The following is a 14617-nucleotide window of genomic DNA, read 5'->3' on the forward strand; positions in this document are numbered from 1 at the left end:
TATGGGATAATAACCAAAGTTACTGCAATTGTCCGGCTACAGTTCGCAAACTGCTGAGAGCGGCTTCTATATTCTCCACAATGGAGAGGGCCAGTTCATCGGCGAAAGGTGGGTGAGCCAGCAACGGTCGATTGGCCTGTTCCCGCCCGGTAAGCAGCGTGGTTAGATCTTGGGTGACCAACTCCCGAAACTGGTGGGCAAAACCCACTCGGGAAAACAACTGTGGGTAGCGTTTGAGCCGCTTCCCTAGACCATGTATACCAATCAAGACCAGCCCAAAGCCGTGGTGATCGTAAAGATCGCGTGAGAACTCCAGAGAATTCACGTTGAGCCGATCCGCTTCATCAACCAGCAGAATAGAGGGCACCTTGGATAGTGGGGTACTGCTTGGCTCCTCCGACAGACAGCCCACCTGTCGATACATGTTAAAATCGAGTGAGAGATCGACCTGTAACCGGCGGGGCGTGTCGGTGACCGGGGCGGTGTAGTAAATGGCTTTGACCAGAGGTTCCCGATCCGTCGGCGTCAGCACAGTTTATGCTTATATTCGATACAGCCCGAAAACGAAAAATCGACGTGGTACTAGTGTGGCGGTACGATCGCTTTGCCCGGTCTACTCAGGCGTTGGTCAATGCCTCAAAAGAATTCCATAGCCTGGGTGTCGACTTCATCTCTTTCCAAGAAAACATTGATACCACTAGCCCAACCGGAGATCTGGTTTTCCACGTCATGGCCTCGCTAGCCCAATTTGAGAGTTCACTAATCAGTCAGCGCGTACAGGCTGGGATGGCTCGCGCTAAGGCGCAGGGCAAGCACATTACCCGTCCGCCGTTAGCCGAGTTGAAGCAAGAGGCCATTCATGCCCTGTTCGAGAAAGGGAAGTCAATGAATCAAGTTAGCAAGCGAATTGGGGTAGCTTACGACAAGGTGTACAACTACGTACACAAGCGAAAAACAGCAGGCACACGAACTCCGTAGACACTCGCTATATAAATTCGCTTGTTCTAAAAACTTGGTTTAGAGGGGCTTTATAGAATAAATAACAACTCGAGGTGCAACAGGTAAATAAGAAGTTCTACTTGGGTCGTCGTATTTTATGCCACAGGTGATGAGATAATCCAGCTTAATTGCTGTTCTGTCACTCTGCACATGAAGACGGGCCGTATTAACTTGGCTGCAAGGCTGACAGTTCACGTAAGGTCTCTTGGCATAACTTGTGTCTTGCGTCATGTCAAGAAAGACAAATCCACTTTCTAAAAAAGCACCTTTAGCATCTGTAAAAACAATTCGATCAGGTCCAGAACAACCAACCATCGCATTCTTATTCTGACAGCCATAAGAACACAGCAGTACCCATGAGAGAATAACTACCTCTTTCATAACCCTTCATTATTTATTAACCAAAATTTTACGACGCTCCACCCATGCTTCGCCTTTCACCGTTAAAATGTACATACCTGTAGGAATATTTCCTAAATCGACAACAATTTGTTGCTGGCCTACCCCCTTTCTTAAAAGCAAATTGCCACCTAACCTTGTCACTTCGAGTATATGGTATACTTACAGAATTCGACAAGTTCACATTTATAAGATTTGTCGCTGGGTTGGGATAAACATCTAGCCGTAAGTTTGGCTCTTCATGAGCCGCCATTCTTGCTCCACACGTATTCCATACTGAGGTTATCCCACTCGTCCGCGTAAGGCCATTAATGGTAGCATTAACCGATACTGAAAAACTTCCCTGTGAACCGGAGCTATTAAAATTATTTATTAGGGTCAACGTTCGGTTGTTATTGTTTAGACTTTATTCATGTATTGAAAGTCGTTATCTGGTTAGTTACGCCTGCTCAATCAACGCTTGAAAAATAGGTGAACAACTGACCAAACCAACGAACCGGAAAAAGTGGCAGGCCTGATCCGGCGCGAAAACACTCCATGTCATTTTTTGAACGGACCGCCATAACGTACCTCTACCGCACCGACGGCTATTTGGCCGCCGACAGCGAAAGGCTGCTCGTGTTATCGCTGTAATCCAGCGATAACCGCATGCCGTCAATTGAACCGATTGACGCTCCGTTATCCACCAGCGTATAACTGGTTCCGTTCGCCTTGCTGATGGTGACGGCCTGGGCAGCCGTCGAGGTGGTTTTGCCATTGTTGGTGACGGTGAACGAAATCGACAACTTCGTATCGCTGTCTTTGACCACCAGCACTTGGCCACTAACGCCCGATCGGGGAATCAGGGTAACCCCGTCACTGACGAACCGACTAATCTGGTAGGTGCCGGCCAGTTGGGGTTCAGGATCATTGCCCGCCTTTTTCTTGGGCAAACAGGCACTCACACTCAGGTATAAAAGAATAATTAGTCTGGTTTTCATCACGTGGCGACGTTAGGGAAACAGAGGAGGATGAGCGAATCAATAAGAAGTAGGCCAACGACCGTCTATCGGCGCAGACCTGTTCGATAACGGGCGCTAGAGTAGAATGTAGAGCAGGATGGCTGCCGCCGACAGCAAGCCGGCGACCATACCCCCGATGGCCAGCCCCTTCCCCTTAAAGCGGTTGGGCTCCCGGCGAATGCGGCTTAGGCTTAAGGCCCCAAAGACAATGGCCGCCCCGCCCAGCAGAAACGCGCCATACCCTGTCAGGATAGCCAGGCCACCCGCCGCGACGGCCACGATGGCGAAGGGGTCGGTGCGGGGGCCATCGTTGGCCCCGTTGGTGGGACTGTCATAGGCGGGGCGATAACCACCCGACGTGGTGCTGCCCGCCGAGGGGGTAGCCGCCGTACTGAATCGCTCCACCTCGCCGTTGCTGTACTTGATGCTCAGTACGTCGCGCTTTGAAATGGTGTAATCCGGGCCATCTTGCCGGTCACATTTTTTGTATTTAATCTCGGAGACGCCGACCTCTTTCACTTTGGCCTCGATCACGTCACCGCTGCGCAAGACAATCTGGTCGCAAGGAACGGTAACCCGCTGGGATGCCCGCTCATGCTGAGGTTGACGCCGAGCTCTTCCCAGCCGGGGGGTAAGCTGGCCCAAGGCTGATGCCTGCTCACTGGTAGCGGGCGTTTGAGAACTTACGGATGAGAACAAGGCGGGCACACCATCCGCCGTGGAAGCCGTCAGCGGTAGGTCGGCACCCATCGGGATCAGGCTTGTCGCATTCGAGGCAGTGACGACCCGCTCGATGGCAGGTCGGGGCATGGGCACGAAATAGCCCTGCGTCCGCCGCTGACAAGCGGCCAGGTGCAGTACCGCGATGAAAACCATCAGCCGGATAGCCAGGTAACTAAAGGTAGTGGCTGTAAAGGGGGCAACGAGCCTTGGTTGTCGTTGGTAGGGAAAGGGTAGCTTCATACTCAGCAGTTGATTTAGCTTGGTGACTACTAGCAGTCACTGGGGCAAAACTACCGGCAGGCGGGCGGGGCGGCAATACTGCATTTGTATGATTTTGGACGTACGCACTAGTGGCCAACAGACCTACTGACCCCTCCGCCAGGGAACGCTTTAGCACCGCCCTAGGTATTTATTGACCGCCGCTACTTTGGAGTGGACCTGCAGTTTCTCGTAAATGTTAAAGATGTGTTTACGCACCGTTGTGGGACTGATGAACAGCTCACTAGCGACCTCTTTATGACTGTATCCTTTCGCCAACCGGTCCAGAATGTCACCTTCGCGTAGAGTTAGCAAGGTTAACTCCGTGGCCACTGCCGGGGGGCCGCTGTAAAACGAATCGGCAATTTTACGGGCTATCGTACTACTCATCGGTGCCCCCCCTTCGTGAAGTTCAGTGATAGCTTCCAGCAGCTTGTGCGGCGGGCTTCGTTTGAGAATATAGGCATTCGCCCCTGCTGTAAGCGCCTCAAAGACGGGTTCGGCCTCGTCGTAGATGGTGCACATCATGAACTGCGTTTGGGGGCAGCGGGCTTTCAGCTGCCGGACACACTCAATCCCACTGATGCCCGGCAAGTCGATGTCCATCAACACCACGTCCACGCCGTGATAGGGCAGGTAGGCCAGGGCGGCTTCGGCGTGTTCAAAGGTCGCCTGACAACAAAAGCCCTCGGCCCCATCCACCAAAATGGCCAGCGACTCGCGGATGAGTTCTTTGTCTTCAACGATGGCGACGGTGATGTCGGTTTTCATGGGGCAATAGTGGGCGTTTTCGCCCTCCCAAGCGATACTGCATTTGTAGTATTTTGTGGTGTGTCCTATGGCGCATACGGGTACACAATGTGCACGCTAGTGCCCACCGATGACGAGGTAATGGTGCAGCTGCCCCCCGACTCACGCATCCGCTGGCGCATGTTAGTCAGCCCGTTTCGCAACCCTGTTTGTTGCGTTGGAGTAAAGCCCTGTCCGTTATCGACCACGTTAATCAGCAATTGGTGGGATTCGGAGCGAATCGTAAGCGTAACGTGGGTCGCCTGCGCATGCTTGACTACGTTGTGAAGCGCTTCTTTCACCGTCAGAAACACGTTGCGGCGGTCAGTCCCGCAAACAGCCATCTCCCGGGCTGATTCGGCTACCTGGGTGTAGAGGTCAAGGTTGGTGTTGTCGATGAATTCGCTGCTGTAAGCGCGGATGTAGGCAATCAAGCCGTTGAGGTGGTCATTTTTGGTGTTCAGCGACCAGATAATCTCATTCAGGGTGGTGATCATTTCGGAGGAAATGGTAGAGATTTTCTCCACTTCTGGGGTAGTTGCTTCGCCCATGCGCGTCTTGACCACCTCGCTCAGCAGGCCAATGGCGGTCATGGAGGCACCTAGATCGTCGTGCATTTCTTTGGCAATCCGCAGGCGTTCCTTATGCTGTCCCTGCACCTCCGACTCCGCGACAGCCAGGGCATGGCTGCGCTGAGCAGCCAGCAGGGCGCTGTCGGCCGCCTGCCGCCGCTGGCGGGTATAGCCGTAAGCGAGTAGCAGTCCACCCAGCCCGCTTACGCCTACCAGGGCGGCCACCAACGTCCACAGGCTACGGCGCTGCCCAGCCTGTTCGAGCCGATCAATGCGGCCTTGCTTTTCGGCCAGTTGCTGGCCCGCCTGCGCCTGTCGAAGCTTAAGATCATAGTCGGCCAGCAGCGCTTTAGCTTCGATTGTCGAGAGGGAATCCTTGGTTTGCAGGTACTTGTCGTACCAGGGAATGGCCCCTTCATAATCGTGCAGTCCCAAACTGGCATTGGCCATTTCGCGGTAGATGTTGCGAAATTCAGCTAACCCCACCTGCTGTTGCTTAGCCAGTGCGTAGGCGGTGGTCAGCCGATCTTTAGCGCGGCCAAACTGACCCATTTGGTTGTATGTTTCGGCCTCTCCAGCCAACAGGTGTAGTTCCTGGAGGGGGTTGGGGTTCGGGCGGTTCAATTGCCGGGCTTGCCGGTAATAGTAGAGTGAGGAGTCAAAGCGGGCCAGTTCCTTGTGCAAATTCGCCATGTTGCCGTAGGTATTCATCAGAAACTGCCGATCACGTACGGGGTCGAAGCGAACCATGGCCATCCGAAAATGGCGCATGGCTAGCTCGAGTCGCCTCTGCTTCATGTATACCGCGGCCAGACTGGCATAATCTAGACCTATATCCTGGGCGCTACTCCCAGCCAACTGGTCGTCATGCAGGGCCCGGTTGAAATAGGTAATGGCCTGAGGGAATAGCCGTTCTGTTTCGTAGAGTAGGCCCAAGTTCTGAAACAGGGCGGCGGCTTTGCGGCGGTCTCGATGGGCCAGCCGGTAGGGTGCCGCCTGTTTGAAATAGGCAATGGCCTGCTTGTTTTTGCCCTGCCATTTAGCTGACTGAGCCAAGGCAAAGTAACAGATACTCTGGTATTCCTGGACCGTGTCGCGCAGGGCCTGTTGTAGTCCTGCCGCCGCGATCTGGTGCGATTCCTGATGTCGACCTAACAGGTCAAGTACATACGTCAGCAGCCGCAGGCTGGCGTAGTAGCCTTTGGCATAGCCCTTTTGGCGGGATTCTTCTAAAGCCTGCCGATACAGGCTGAGGGCTTGTTGAGGCTGCTGCTGCTCGATGGCTTCAGCCTGACGCAACTGAGTCATGATGGCACTGGTATCGGCGGGGCGGGGCCTCGACTGCGCATAGCCACCAATAGTCCACAGGGTTAACGCCAGGCTAAGCCAGACAAATCGATCTACGTTCATCCACAAATTAAGTTGCTTCGTACGTTATTGGACAATCTGCTTGTTGAAGATAGAGTCGGCTACGTTGAGAGGCAACAGGGCGCAAGAGAAAAAGTGAGGCGTTAGTTCCGTATCCGGTCTGTACAAGGGCCTTATTTGTCTGGTAGCAGAACGAGCATTTACCAGGGTTCCTTACGAGCAAAACCCGTTTTGGTGAACTGCCAGTAGATTGCCTGACCAGACCAAGTGGTCAGTTCAAAGATGGTGGGGGAGCACTTAGTTACACCATAATCACAGCCCGCTTTATTGCTTTATGTACACCGAAAAGGGTGATTTCCAGCAGTCCAGCGAAAATTGGCCGTTTTGAAACGATTTTGTTACCAAGCTGGCATGCATACACCGGTCTATACAACCCCGCCTCTCACCGCTACTGCCATGCCAGTGAGTAATCGGTTGAGTGCCCCACAACTCATCGACCGCTCCCGCCAGGGCCTAGTAGGCACCGAGGCCGGGCAGATCGCTAGGTTATTGGCCATCACCGATAAAGAAATGACCCGCTTACTTAATCAGTCTGTAGCCACCTTTCACCGCCAGGCTAAAGCGGTACGGCTTGATGCTGCTACCTCTGAACGCCTGTTGTTGTTAAGCCAGCTAGCCACTTATGGGGCTAGTGTCTTTCAAGACTAAGCCAAGGCTGCGCCGCCCCCTGCGGCTATTGGGCGAGCGTTCCCCGCTGGATCTACTCGATAGCCTGACGGGCATCCAGTTGGTAGATGATATCTTGGGGCGCATTGAGTATGGGGGCTTTAGCTGATGGCCATCATAGCATCGGCGAACCGCCTCTATCGCATTCAGACCAATATTTATCGGGACACGATCTTAGACGGATTGGGTGCCCTGTTAGGAGGCGGTCACTAGAATGCTAAAGGGCGACCGATGGTCTACACCGCCGCCACACCCGAGCTTTGCTTTTTGGAGTACATGATCCAGCTGGCAGGGACGGCTTTAGCGGACCTACCGCCGTTAATCCTCTGTGAGATCCTTGTGCCCGATGACTCAGTCAAATTTCTGGCCGTTGAGCAACTGTCCTCCGGCTGGGATGAGCCTGAAGCTACTCCATTGGGCTTAGCTGAGTTTGCAGCCTACCAGTTCAGCCAACACCGAACGCTGTGTCTGGCCATCCCTTCAGCAGTGGTTCCGCTCTCGCCCTCGCCGAACATGTTGCTCGATCCGCTATATAAGCAACGGGTGGCCTGTGAAATAGCTTCTATACGCCATTACCCCATCGACCCCCGGTTGCCTACTGCCACCTTGCGCTAAAACAGGGGTATGACCTGCCTCTGCAGCTTAATCATGGTTGTCCTTAAATAATTTCTATTTTAATACATGCCACTATTTTTTGGGCTTCTTGCGACCTTTTTAGTAGCTTAGGGTTACGGTTTGGGCCGTCCTACACATACTCTTTGCCGAAGCCTGCTGACTAATCCCACCTTTCACGCCTACCGCCCATGGCCCTACTTAGTTTCTTTCGTCGGCTTGCTGTCCAGGATCCTACCGAAGCCCGGCGGCGGCACAATTATGAAAATGCCCTGAACGAAGTTCGCCGCACGAACCAGGCCCAACAAGCGCGCGCCCAAGAGTGGGCTAAGCTAGACCGACTCATAGGCCAGCAGCTTGAGGAGTTGATCCAGGAGGTGGGCCCCAACAGCTTGATTGTGCAGACAGTACAGGAAGTTCGCCAAAATCACCAGCAGCACTACGAACGAAGCCAGCAGGATGCCGAGCGGCGGTTAGTCGGCTACCGGAACATCATTCTCAAGCAGGGCCGAAGCTGACTCATCGCGCATCCCGAAGTAGGGAGCTATCATAGCCGCCTGAAACGTTTTTTGTCACGGTTGGTGGCTTCATTGGAAGGTGGCTACCCAACACGCTTTCCCAGAAGCATGCAACTAGGCCCGGATACGGTCACAGTAGCAGGCAAAACCTATCCAGCAGCGGCCATCTTTAAGATTAGGCTAGCCACCCTCTACGGCAGTGGAAATAAGATACCCGGCTGGCGATTGAATGGAAGATTGTGGCACAGAAGACCTTTGGCAAATTTGCGGAGCTTGATTTTAACGACATCCGAGCATTTGCCGAGCGAAATACTATTCGTGTGGACGAAGACGCATCCATCCCTGGGAGGTACTAAAAGCGCGGGGTGTAGCATCTATTTGGGCTTAGCAGGGCGGGTCTTGCCACGAGCAAGCGGTGGTTAGTGTGCTGCCAGTATAGCATCCTGAAACAGGGGCAAACCTAACGAAGTAAAAGCGTGGTTACTGCGCCGACACTATCGGGTTAACATCGCCCTATTGCTTTCTAAACCGAAGCCATCTGATGAACACTCACAGTAATCCTCCATGACGGCAACTAAGTTGTAAGCTCCTCCATAATCTTTGATTTCACTGATGAGTAAGTTATCTACCTCAACGCTTGGGTTTCCTTTTGTTAGAAAAAGTGTAGAAGGCGCTATTCGCAGGTGTGAGAGGCTTGTACTTGCCGGAACACTGACGGTTACTACAAAAGCTATTTTTTACTGATTCAAACAGGTACCACCAGGTTGCCCTTAAGTGGCAGGGAGACACGGTCGACGGTGTCATACCTAAACGGTTCAACGAAGGTGGACGAGCTATCGACGATGATAAAGCTAGCTCACACTAACCTGTTAACCGACGCACAGCACGCAAGATGCTTAGAGCGTGTTGGGGATTGTAAGGCTAGCTAGATTGCTGTTTGCCCTGTTTGATTCAATTAGTGAGCTCAAACTCAACCTTCACCGCAGCGCCATAACGAAACAGTTGGGGCGTGATGGCCATCTGGCGGATGCCATTATCATCATAATTAACCACAGTTTGCGATTGAGTGGCGCGGTTTAAATCCCGGTAGGCATAAAAACCCTCGTTTTCACCCACATCACTCACGCGAACAACGCGCTTGATCGTTCGGCTCGTCGCTTTGGCCAGCTGAGTAGCTTTCTCCTGAGCGCGGGCCAGTGCTTTATCCAGCAAGCGCAGTTCAATGGCTCGTTGGTCACTGACGGAAAAAGAGGCGGTCATGTCCGTGTAGCCATTCGAGGCCAATGCCTGCTGCACCTGGTTGAACCGAGTCAAATCAGCGAATTTGATCAGGACCCGTTGATAGGTGGTAAACCGCTCGCCCTGCTGGCCACGCTGGTAATCACGTCCTTTACGGCTTAAGAGTTGCAAGAATTGGATATCCTGATTGGCGACTCGTTGTTGTGTAAGCAAGGTAGTGAGTTGTTGTCGCGCTTGTTGGTGTTCCTCAAAGGCCACGTTGACGTCCCGCTCATCGCTGAAGGAGAGATTGAGGTTGAGGGTGGCCTGATCGGCTAGCACTTCCTCGGTGGCATCCCCCAAGACGAAAATGCGCTGGTCTGTTGGTTGGGCAGCCAGGGGGGAGAGGGTCAACAAGGACCCTATGAAAATGGCACTGCGAAGCGCGTTACTAAACTTATTAGGCTGGTTGTTGAGCATTGAGGTTGATGAAAGTATCCAAAGCGTTTAAACGTCAAAGAAGGACAAAACGATATGCCGACAGTTACTGGCATAACGTGCCCGTAGTTAGATATTTCGCAGCATCTTACTTACCAGGTGGATAAAAACATGTTAACGACTATCTATCAGAAAGGGCCCAAGAAGCGGAAGTGCATCTTGCTGGATGGGTCGAAGATAAAATTTAACAACATTGTCTACCCAGATGAAGTACATGAATTGTTTTAGGAGCATTAACCAAACCGATCAGGCCTACCTGCTACTTCCTCCAATTAGGTTATAAAACGCCTCTTGCTGTCCCTCTAGTAAGCGCCTTTCCACATGTATACAACAAACAGAGTAGTCCAGTCTGCCGATACAGCCACTAAGCTCTCCTTCACGGAGCGTATGGCCAAGGCCCGTGCTGCCAAAGCAGCCAAACGAATGACCCTAGCGTCATCCAGCCAAACACTAAAAGTGCAACAAACCACCGACGCTGGTAACAGGTTGCCAAATAATAAACCGCAGAAAGGGCCAAATGGTGAAAAGGTATATTCAGGGGATCGCGGCGGGAAGTACTATATTAACAAGAATAATAACAGGACTTATATAAGCAGTAATCAATAGTTATGACATAGCATCTCATGCTGAATTGTTGCATGCTCAACCTTTTAGACTGAAAAGTGAGCAGATAAAAAAAATTAGTCACACGTCATCCTTGATTCTCCGGCGCTTCTTCTATTCAATTAACTGGTACTCTTACGAAGGCTGACGAAGAATAAGCTAAGCGCCAGATAAGGCCCGTCGAGTTTTTGGCATTACAAAAACCGTCACTTATCCCTTGCAGAGGGTTGTTAATATGTTGAAGCTGTTTTAAGATAATGAAAAAGACTTCCGCTGAAGGTTGAACCGTGCGGGCAAAGCCTTTTTTTGGATCACCAGCCCATGCTCTTTTTCGGCTACCTCGATCAGCGTCTGGTAGGCCAGCACTCGATCCCGTTCGAGTTGCAGGGCCGCTTCGAGTTCTTTGATGCGTTGCTGGGGGGGGGTGGTTTGGGCGGGGCAGGCCTAGCCATACGGGGGTGTCGTGGGGGGTATTGCCAGTCCAAGCTACCGAGTTTGCGCAACCAAACCAAGCCCGTCGAGCGGCCCTGGATGCCATAGTGGCGCTAAGCTTGTTTGTAGGTGAGGGTGCTAGGTGAGGGTGCCTTGTTCAACCTGCTGAACGACACTACGTTTAAAGGCGAGGGTGTAATGGCGCTGGGTGCGCTTAAGGCGCTGATTAGTTGGCATCTCCATAAAAGAAGCGGGGAAGTGTCAACCTATTTCAGGACGAGTCATCTCGCCATGAAGTTAGGCAATGGCAACTATTATCCGAATAGTAAGGTAGGAGCATAATAGATAGCAACGGATTGAGAGTTGACGCCCGAGGCCATCTAGTTGCCGCTATTCAAGGGTAGACTAGTTGTTATGAACACCCGGTTGTAGCAGGGTTACTTCTGGCGCTAGGCCATCGGAGACTAAGTAAAAAAGCGGCTCAACTTGGGTGGCGATAAAGACGTGACCACGGAATGTACGGACACCGGTCTCGTTCAATTCGTCAGTGATTTGGGTCAATGTTTGAGCTTCTGGCATGCTAATCAGGATAAATGACCTTCCTTCTTCTCATTGGCCATTTCCTGAACACATTAAGCCTGGACGATCGTAAAGCCTGTCTATTGTATGCGCTGTCTCTTCTGCTAGTACTGGCTAGTAACAGTTAGTGCCATCGAAATTTGTAACAGAATGCTCGTAATTCATGGGAAGCTACTAACCACCCCAGCCGTTAAATAAAAGAGTTAACTGCCTGAATAGCTATCATTTAATACACACCTCTTTTCTAATTACTTTCCGTTGTTTAATTAAACTGTCCCCAAAAATTCCTGACCTCACTTCATGAACTATATCTTCGCTCTACTGCTATTCTCGTTGCCTCGTTGCCTTCTGGCTCAAACCAACTATGTAGCCAACAAGCCTAACTCATTTACACCGGGGAACTCCAACACCCTAGTTGGGCCCTCTGCGGGAAACGCTAGTATGTCCGGAGGGGAAAATATTTTCATTGGTCTTTCTGCGGGTCAACACAGTACGTCTGGATCGTTTAACATTTTTATTGGTGATCAAGCCGGAAAAAAAACGACCTCTGGATCTTTTAATACCTTCATTGGCAGTACGGCAGGCCTGGAAAACTTGACCGGTGAATTCAATGTGTTTATGGGGATTAACGCTGGAAAAGCCAATACTACTGGTTCTTATAATACTTTCCTGGGCCAGGCCGCTGGCATCTCGAACAGTACTGGGGCAACTAATACCTTTGTAGGCCAGGGCACTGGTTATCAAAATACCAGTGGACGGGGCAACTCGTTTTTGGGCATGCGATCTGGTTTCACCAATACCATAGGTTCAGCCAATACCTTCGTGGGCAATGTAGCTGGTTTCAACAACACGAGTGGGTATTCAAATGTGTATTTGGGTGCCTATGCGGGCTTTCAAAATCAAACGGGCTTTAACAACGTAGTGGTGGGTGATTCGTCGGGCTATAACAATATGGCCTCCAACAATGTAATGATAGGTTCGAAAACCGGCTACAATAATTCAGTCGGAACGGCCAATGCCTTTATTGGCAACCATGCGGGTTATGCCAACACAACCGGCAATTACAATGTCTTCGTGGGATCCAATGCTGGGTACATTAATAGTGCAGGGGTAGCCAATACGTACATTGGTTTTCAAGCGGGCTATTCTGGCTCCACAGCAAGCAACAACACATTCATGGGCTTAAATGCGGGCTATGGCACCACTACGGGCAATAACAACAGCATTGTCGGTAGTCGGGCTGGACTTTTTACGACATCGGGCAGCAATAATGTTTTTATCGGATTTGAAGCGGGCAAGACCAATACGGTTGGTAATGGGAACGTCTTTCTAGGTACTACCAGCGGCAGCACTACCACTACAGGGTCAGGTAATACGGCCATAGGAGACGGCTCTTTGCTGGCTAATGCAACCGGTCAACGCAATACCGCTATTGGGCAAAACGCGGGAGCTAGCAACACAGGTTCAAATAATGTCTTCATCGGCTATGGGGCCAACCCAGCCCCCGGTGCTGCCAGTGTGACCAATTCGGTAGCCATTGGGGCGGGAGCCCAGGTTAGTCAAAATAACAGCATCATACTGGGTAGCGGGGTTAATGTGGGTATTGGCACAAGCGCGCCCTCCACGCGGCTACATGTCAATACTGGCGTGGCCAACACATCGGGAATCCGTTTGCAAAATCTAACTAGTATTTCACCGGCGATTGCCTTGAACCACACTAAGTTTCTGACCGTAGACGGAAGCGGCAATTTGATTCTAGGTAGTATTCTAGGTAGTATCAACGGCTCGGCCCGAAAAGCCGCTAGCGAATCTCTCTGGGAGCGTAGAGGCACTTTTATGGTTAATACCCTGGGAGAAGCGATAATCATCGGTAGGGACATTAGTAAGACTTCCTCCGATTATAATCTGTTCGTAAGTAAAGGCATTTTAACCGAGAAGGTAAAAGTAGCCATCAAAAATACGGGTGAATGGAGCGATAAGGTATTTACGAAAGGGTACCGGCTCAAAAGCTTAACCGAAGTAGAACAATATATTAGCCAATCAGGTCATCTACCAGGCATACCCTCAGCCGGTGAGGTTGTCAAGAAAGGGATCAATCTGGGAGAGATGGATGCGCAACTGTTGGAAAAGATTGAAGAACTAACGCTTTACAGCATTCAACTGGAAAGGGCTAACCAGCAGCAGGAAAGTACCATTCGACGGCAGGGTCGGGCGTTGGAAGTTATCAAGCAGAAACAAACTCAACTTGAGCAACTCCTAAAAGAGGTATTGCGTAAACACTAAGAATTAAAGCCATGAGCGCATGTATGCGAACAGAATTATAAGAGCATGTTGGGGAATTGTAAAAGGCTGGTAGTCAGGTCAACTTTGTAGCGACCAAGCAACAAAGACATGACACCTCAACGGTCCGCCGCTGCGGTGGCAACCACTGACTGACTACCTGTGGGCCAATCGGCCGGCGTTCCGGTTCGCCTTTTTTCAACCGCTCCGGCGGCCCGGCTTCAACGCAAACGCAGCATCGATCTCCGAGAGGTCATGGACGCCATTCTGTGGCTGCTACGAACCGGGGCGCAGTGGCGTAATTTAGGCCCACAATGGCCCCACTGGCAAGCCGTCTACTGGTACGCCAGCCCGGTATTATTACGACCAGTGGAAAAGCAACGCTACCTTTGAGCAGATTAATTTGGCCCTCAATCAGGCTGATCGCCAGCGCGAGGGACGAGACCCCACCCCGTCTGTGTTGTGCATTGATTCACAGAGTCGGTCCGCCGATGCGGTTAAGCTAGCTCCGTTTATCCATGAATTCAGGGGCCTGGATGCCCACAAACGAGTTAATGGGCGTAAAAGGCAACTCCTGGTCGATACCCAGGGGCGGCTGTGGGCAGCCGATGTTCATGCGGCCAATGCAGGTGACGGACCCGGTGCCTTGCGGGTGATTGGCGATATCTTGTGGGGGGCTAATGAGCGGTTGGAAAAAGTCTACGGAGACCAAGCTTACAATGGGGTCTTTAAAGAGGCTTTGGAAGCCTGGGGCATCGATTTTGAAAAAGCCTCACGGGCCGAATCGCAGCAAGGCTTTGTGCCTGTTGCCAAACGCTGGGTCGTGGAGCGGAGCATTGCCTGGATTAACTTTTTTCGACGGATAGTGAAAGACTATGAGTATACGCTGAGTTCGTCGATTAACTGGCTGTATCTAGCTAATATTCAACTCATGCTACAACAAATTCACTCAAAATCAGCTACTTAATTCCCCAACACGCTCTAAAGCCCCAGTCACAGCTGTCAAGCTAAAAGATTTCAATAAGACAGCGAACAATTTTGG

16 protein-coding genes and 1 pseudogene are annotated in these 14617 nt (G+C 51.5%); 9 read left to right on the forward strand and 8 right to left on the reverse strand.

What is annotated here, in order from left to right:
• Positions 1 to 19 precede the first annotated feature (19 nt).
• Entirely contained in the window at positions 20 to 532 is a 513-nt protein-coding gene (locus J2I47_RS07850) for an AAA family ATPase (RefSeq protein WP_310587642.1), read from the reverse strand.
• Positions 533 to 537: 5 nt separating this feature from the next.
• Between J2I47_RS07850 and J2I47_RS07855 the strand changes: the two genes are divergently transcribed.
• Positions 538 to 978 carry a recombinase family protein gene (locus J2I47_RS07855; protein WP_229374394.1) on the forward strand — a complete coding sequence of 147 codons (441 nt, stop codon included), beginning with the start codon at positions 538 to 540 and terminating at the stop codon, positions 976 to 978.
• A 39-nt stretch (positions 979 to 1017) separates the two neighbouring features.
• On the opposite strand, the gene J2I47_RS07860 is transcribed toward J2I47_RS07855, so the two are convergent.
• From J2I47_RS07860 to J2I47_RS07885, 6 genes are all read right to left on the reverse strand, one after another.
• Positions 1018 to 1380: a hypothetical protein gene (locus tag J2I47_RS07860; protein ID WP_207364021.1), complete on the reverse strand. Its 363-nt coding sequence runs from the start codon at positions 1378 to 1380 to the stop codon at positions 1018 to 1020.
• Between the two features lie 9 nt (positions 1381 to 1389).
• A complete protein-coding gene (locus J2I47_RS26975) occupies positions 1390 to 1542 on the reverse strand; it encodes a T9SS type A sorting domain-containing protein (protein ID WP_207364022.1) in 153 nt (50 codons plus the stop codon).
• 443 nt (positions 1543 to 1985) lie between these two features.
• On the reverse strand, positions 1986 to 2378 hold the full coding sequence (locus J2I47_RS07870) for a hypothetical protein (protein WP_207364023.1): 393 nt from the start codon (positions 2376 to 2378) through the stop codon (positions 1986 to 1988).
• 96 nt (positions 2379 to 2474) lie between these two features.
• Positions 2475 to 3362, reverse strand: a complete 888-nt coding sequence (locus J2I47_RS07875) for a DUF4190 domain-containing protein (RefSeq protein ID WP_207364024.1) — start codon at positions 3360 to 3362, stop codon at positions 2475 to 2477.
• A 150-nt stretch (positions 3363 to 3512) separates the two neighbouring features.
• Positions 3513 to 4151 (reverse strand): response regulator transcription factor, encoded by a 639-nt coding sequence (locus J2I47_RS07880; RefSeq protein ID WP_207364025.1) that lies wholly within the window; start codon positions 4149 to 4151, stop codon positions 3513 to 3515.
• 65 nt (positions 4152 to 4216) lie between these two features.
• Positions 4217 to 6151: a tetratricopeptide repeat-containing sensor histidine kinase gene (locus tag J2I47_RS07885; protein WP_207364026.1), complete on the reverse strand. Its 1935-nt coding sequence runs from the start codon at positions 6149 to 6151 to the stop codon at positions 4217 to 4219.
• A gap of 369 nt (positions 6152 to 6520) precedes the next feature.
• Between J2I47_RS07885 and J2I47_RS26500 the strand changes: the two genes are divergently transcribed.
• The 4 genes and pseudogenes from J2I47_RS26500 (at position 6521) to J2I47_RS07900 (ending at position 7965) form a co-directional block, all read left to right on the forward strand.
• Complete coding sequence (locus tag J2I47_RS26500; RefSeq protein WP_229374462.1) at positions 6521 to 6817, forward strand: antitoxin Xre-like helix-turn-helix domain-containing protein; 297 nt, start codon at positions 6521 to 6523, stop codon at positions 6815 to 6817.
• A complete protein-coding gene (locus J2I47_RS26505; protein WP_229374396.1) occupies positions 6792 to 6944 on the forward strand; it encodes an MbcA/ParS/Xre antitoxin family protein in 153 nt (50 codons plus the stop codon). Before J2I47_RS26500 ends, J2I47_RS26505 begins: the two co-directional genes overlap by 26 nt.
• Positions 6945 to 7060: 116 nt before the next feature.
• A pseudogene (locus J2I47_RS26510) lies at positions 7061 to 7450 on the forward strand (RES family NAD+ phosphorylase); the annotation flags it as partial.
• Between the two features lie 188 nt (positions 7451 to 7638).
• Positions 7639 to 7965: a hypothetical protein gene (locus tag J2I47_RS07900; RefSeq protein ID WP_207364027.1), complete on the forward strand. Its 327-nt coding sequence runs from the start codon at positions 7639 to 7641 to the stop codon at positions 7963 to 7965.
• 951 nt (positions 7966 to 8916) lie between these two features.
• Here J2I47_RS07900 and J2I47_RS07905 read toward each other — a convergent pair.
• Positions 8917 to 9663 carry an SIMPL domain-containing protein gene (locus J2I47_RS07905; protein WP_207364028.1) on the reverse strand — a complete coding sequence of 249 codons (747 nt, stop codon included), beginning with the start codon at positions 9661 to 9663 and terminating at the stop codon, positions 8917 to 8919.
• Positions 9664 to 10605: 942 nt separating this feature from the next.
• Here J2I47_RS07905 and J2I47_RS07910 point away from each other — a divergent pair.
• The 4 genes from J2I47_RS07910 (at position 10606) to J2I47_RS07920 (ending at position 14542) form a co-directional block, all read left to right on the forward strand.
• Positions 10606 to 10824: a hypothetical protein gene (locus J2I47_RS07910; RefSeq protein WP_207364029.1), complete on the forward strand. Its 219-nt coding sequence runs from the start codon at positions 10606 to 10608 to the stop codon at positions 10822 to 10824.
• Positions 10825 to 11595: 771 nt separating this feature from the next.
• Positions 11596 to 13578 carry a beta strand repeat-containing protein gene (locus J2I47_RS07915; RefSeq protein WP_229374400.1) on the forward strand — a complete coding sequence of 661 codons (1983 nt, stop codon included), beginning with the start codon at positions 11596 to 11598 and terminating at the stop codon, positions 13576 to 13578.
• 252 nt (positions 13579 to 13830) lie between these two features.
• Positions 13831 to 13968 (forward strand): transposase, encoded by a 138-nt coding sequence (locus J2I47_RS26520; protein ID WP_229374441.1) that lies wholly within the window; start codon positions 13831 to 13833, stop codon positions 13966 to 13968.
• Positions 13969 to 13978: 10 nt separating this feature from the next.
• On the forward strand, positions 13979 to 14542 hold the full coding sequence (locus tag J2I47_RS07920; protein ID WP_229374402.1) for a transposase: 564 nt from the start codon (positions 13979 to 13981) through the stop codon (positions 14540 to 14542).
• The last annotated feature ends 75 nt before the right edge of the window (positions 14543 to 14617 follow it).

This window comes from Fibrella rubiginis, assembly GCF_017353185.1.
GTDB classification, from domain to species: domain Bacteria; phylum Bacteroidota; class Bacteroidia; order Cytophagales; family Spirosomataceae; genus Fibrella; species Fibrella rubiginis.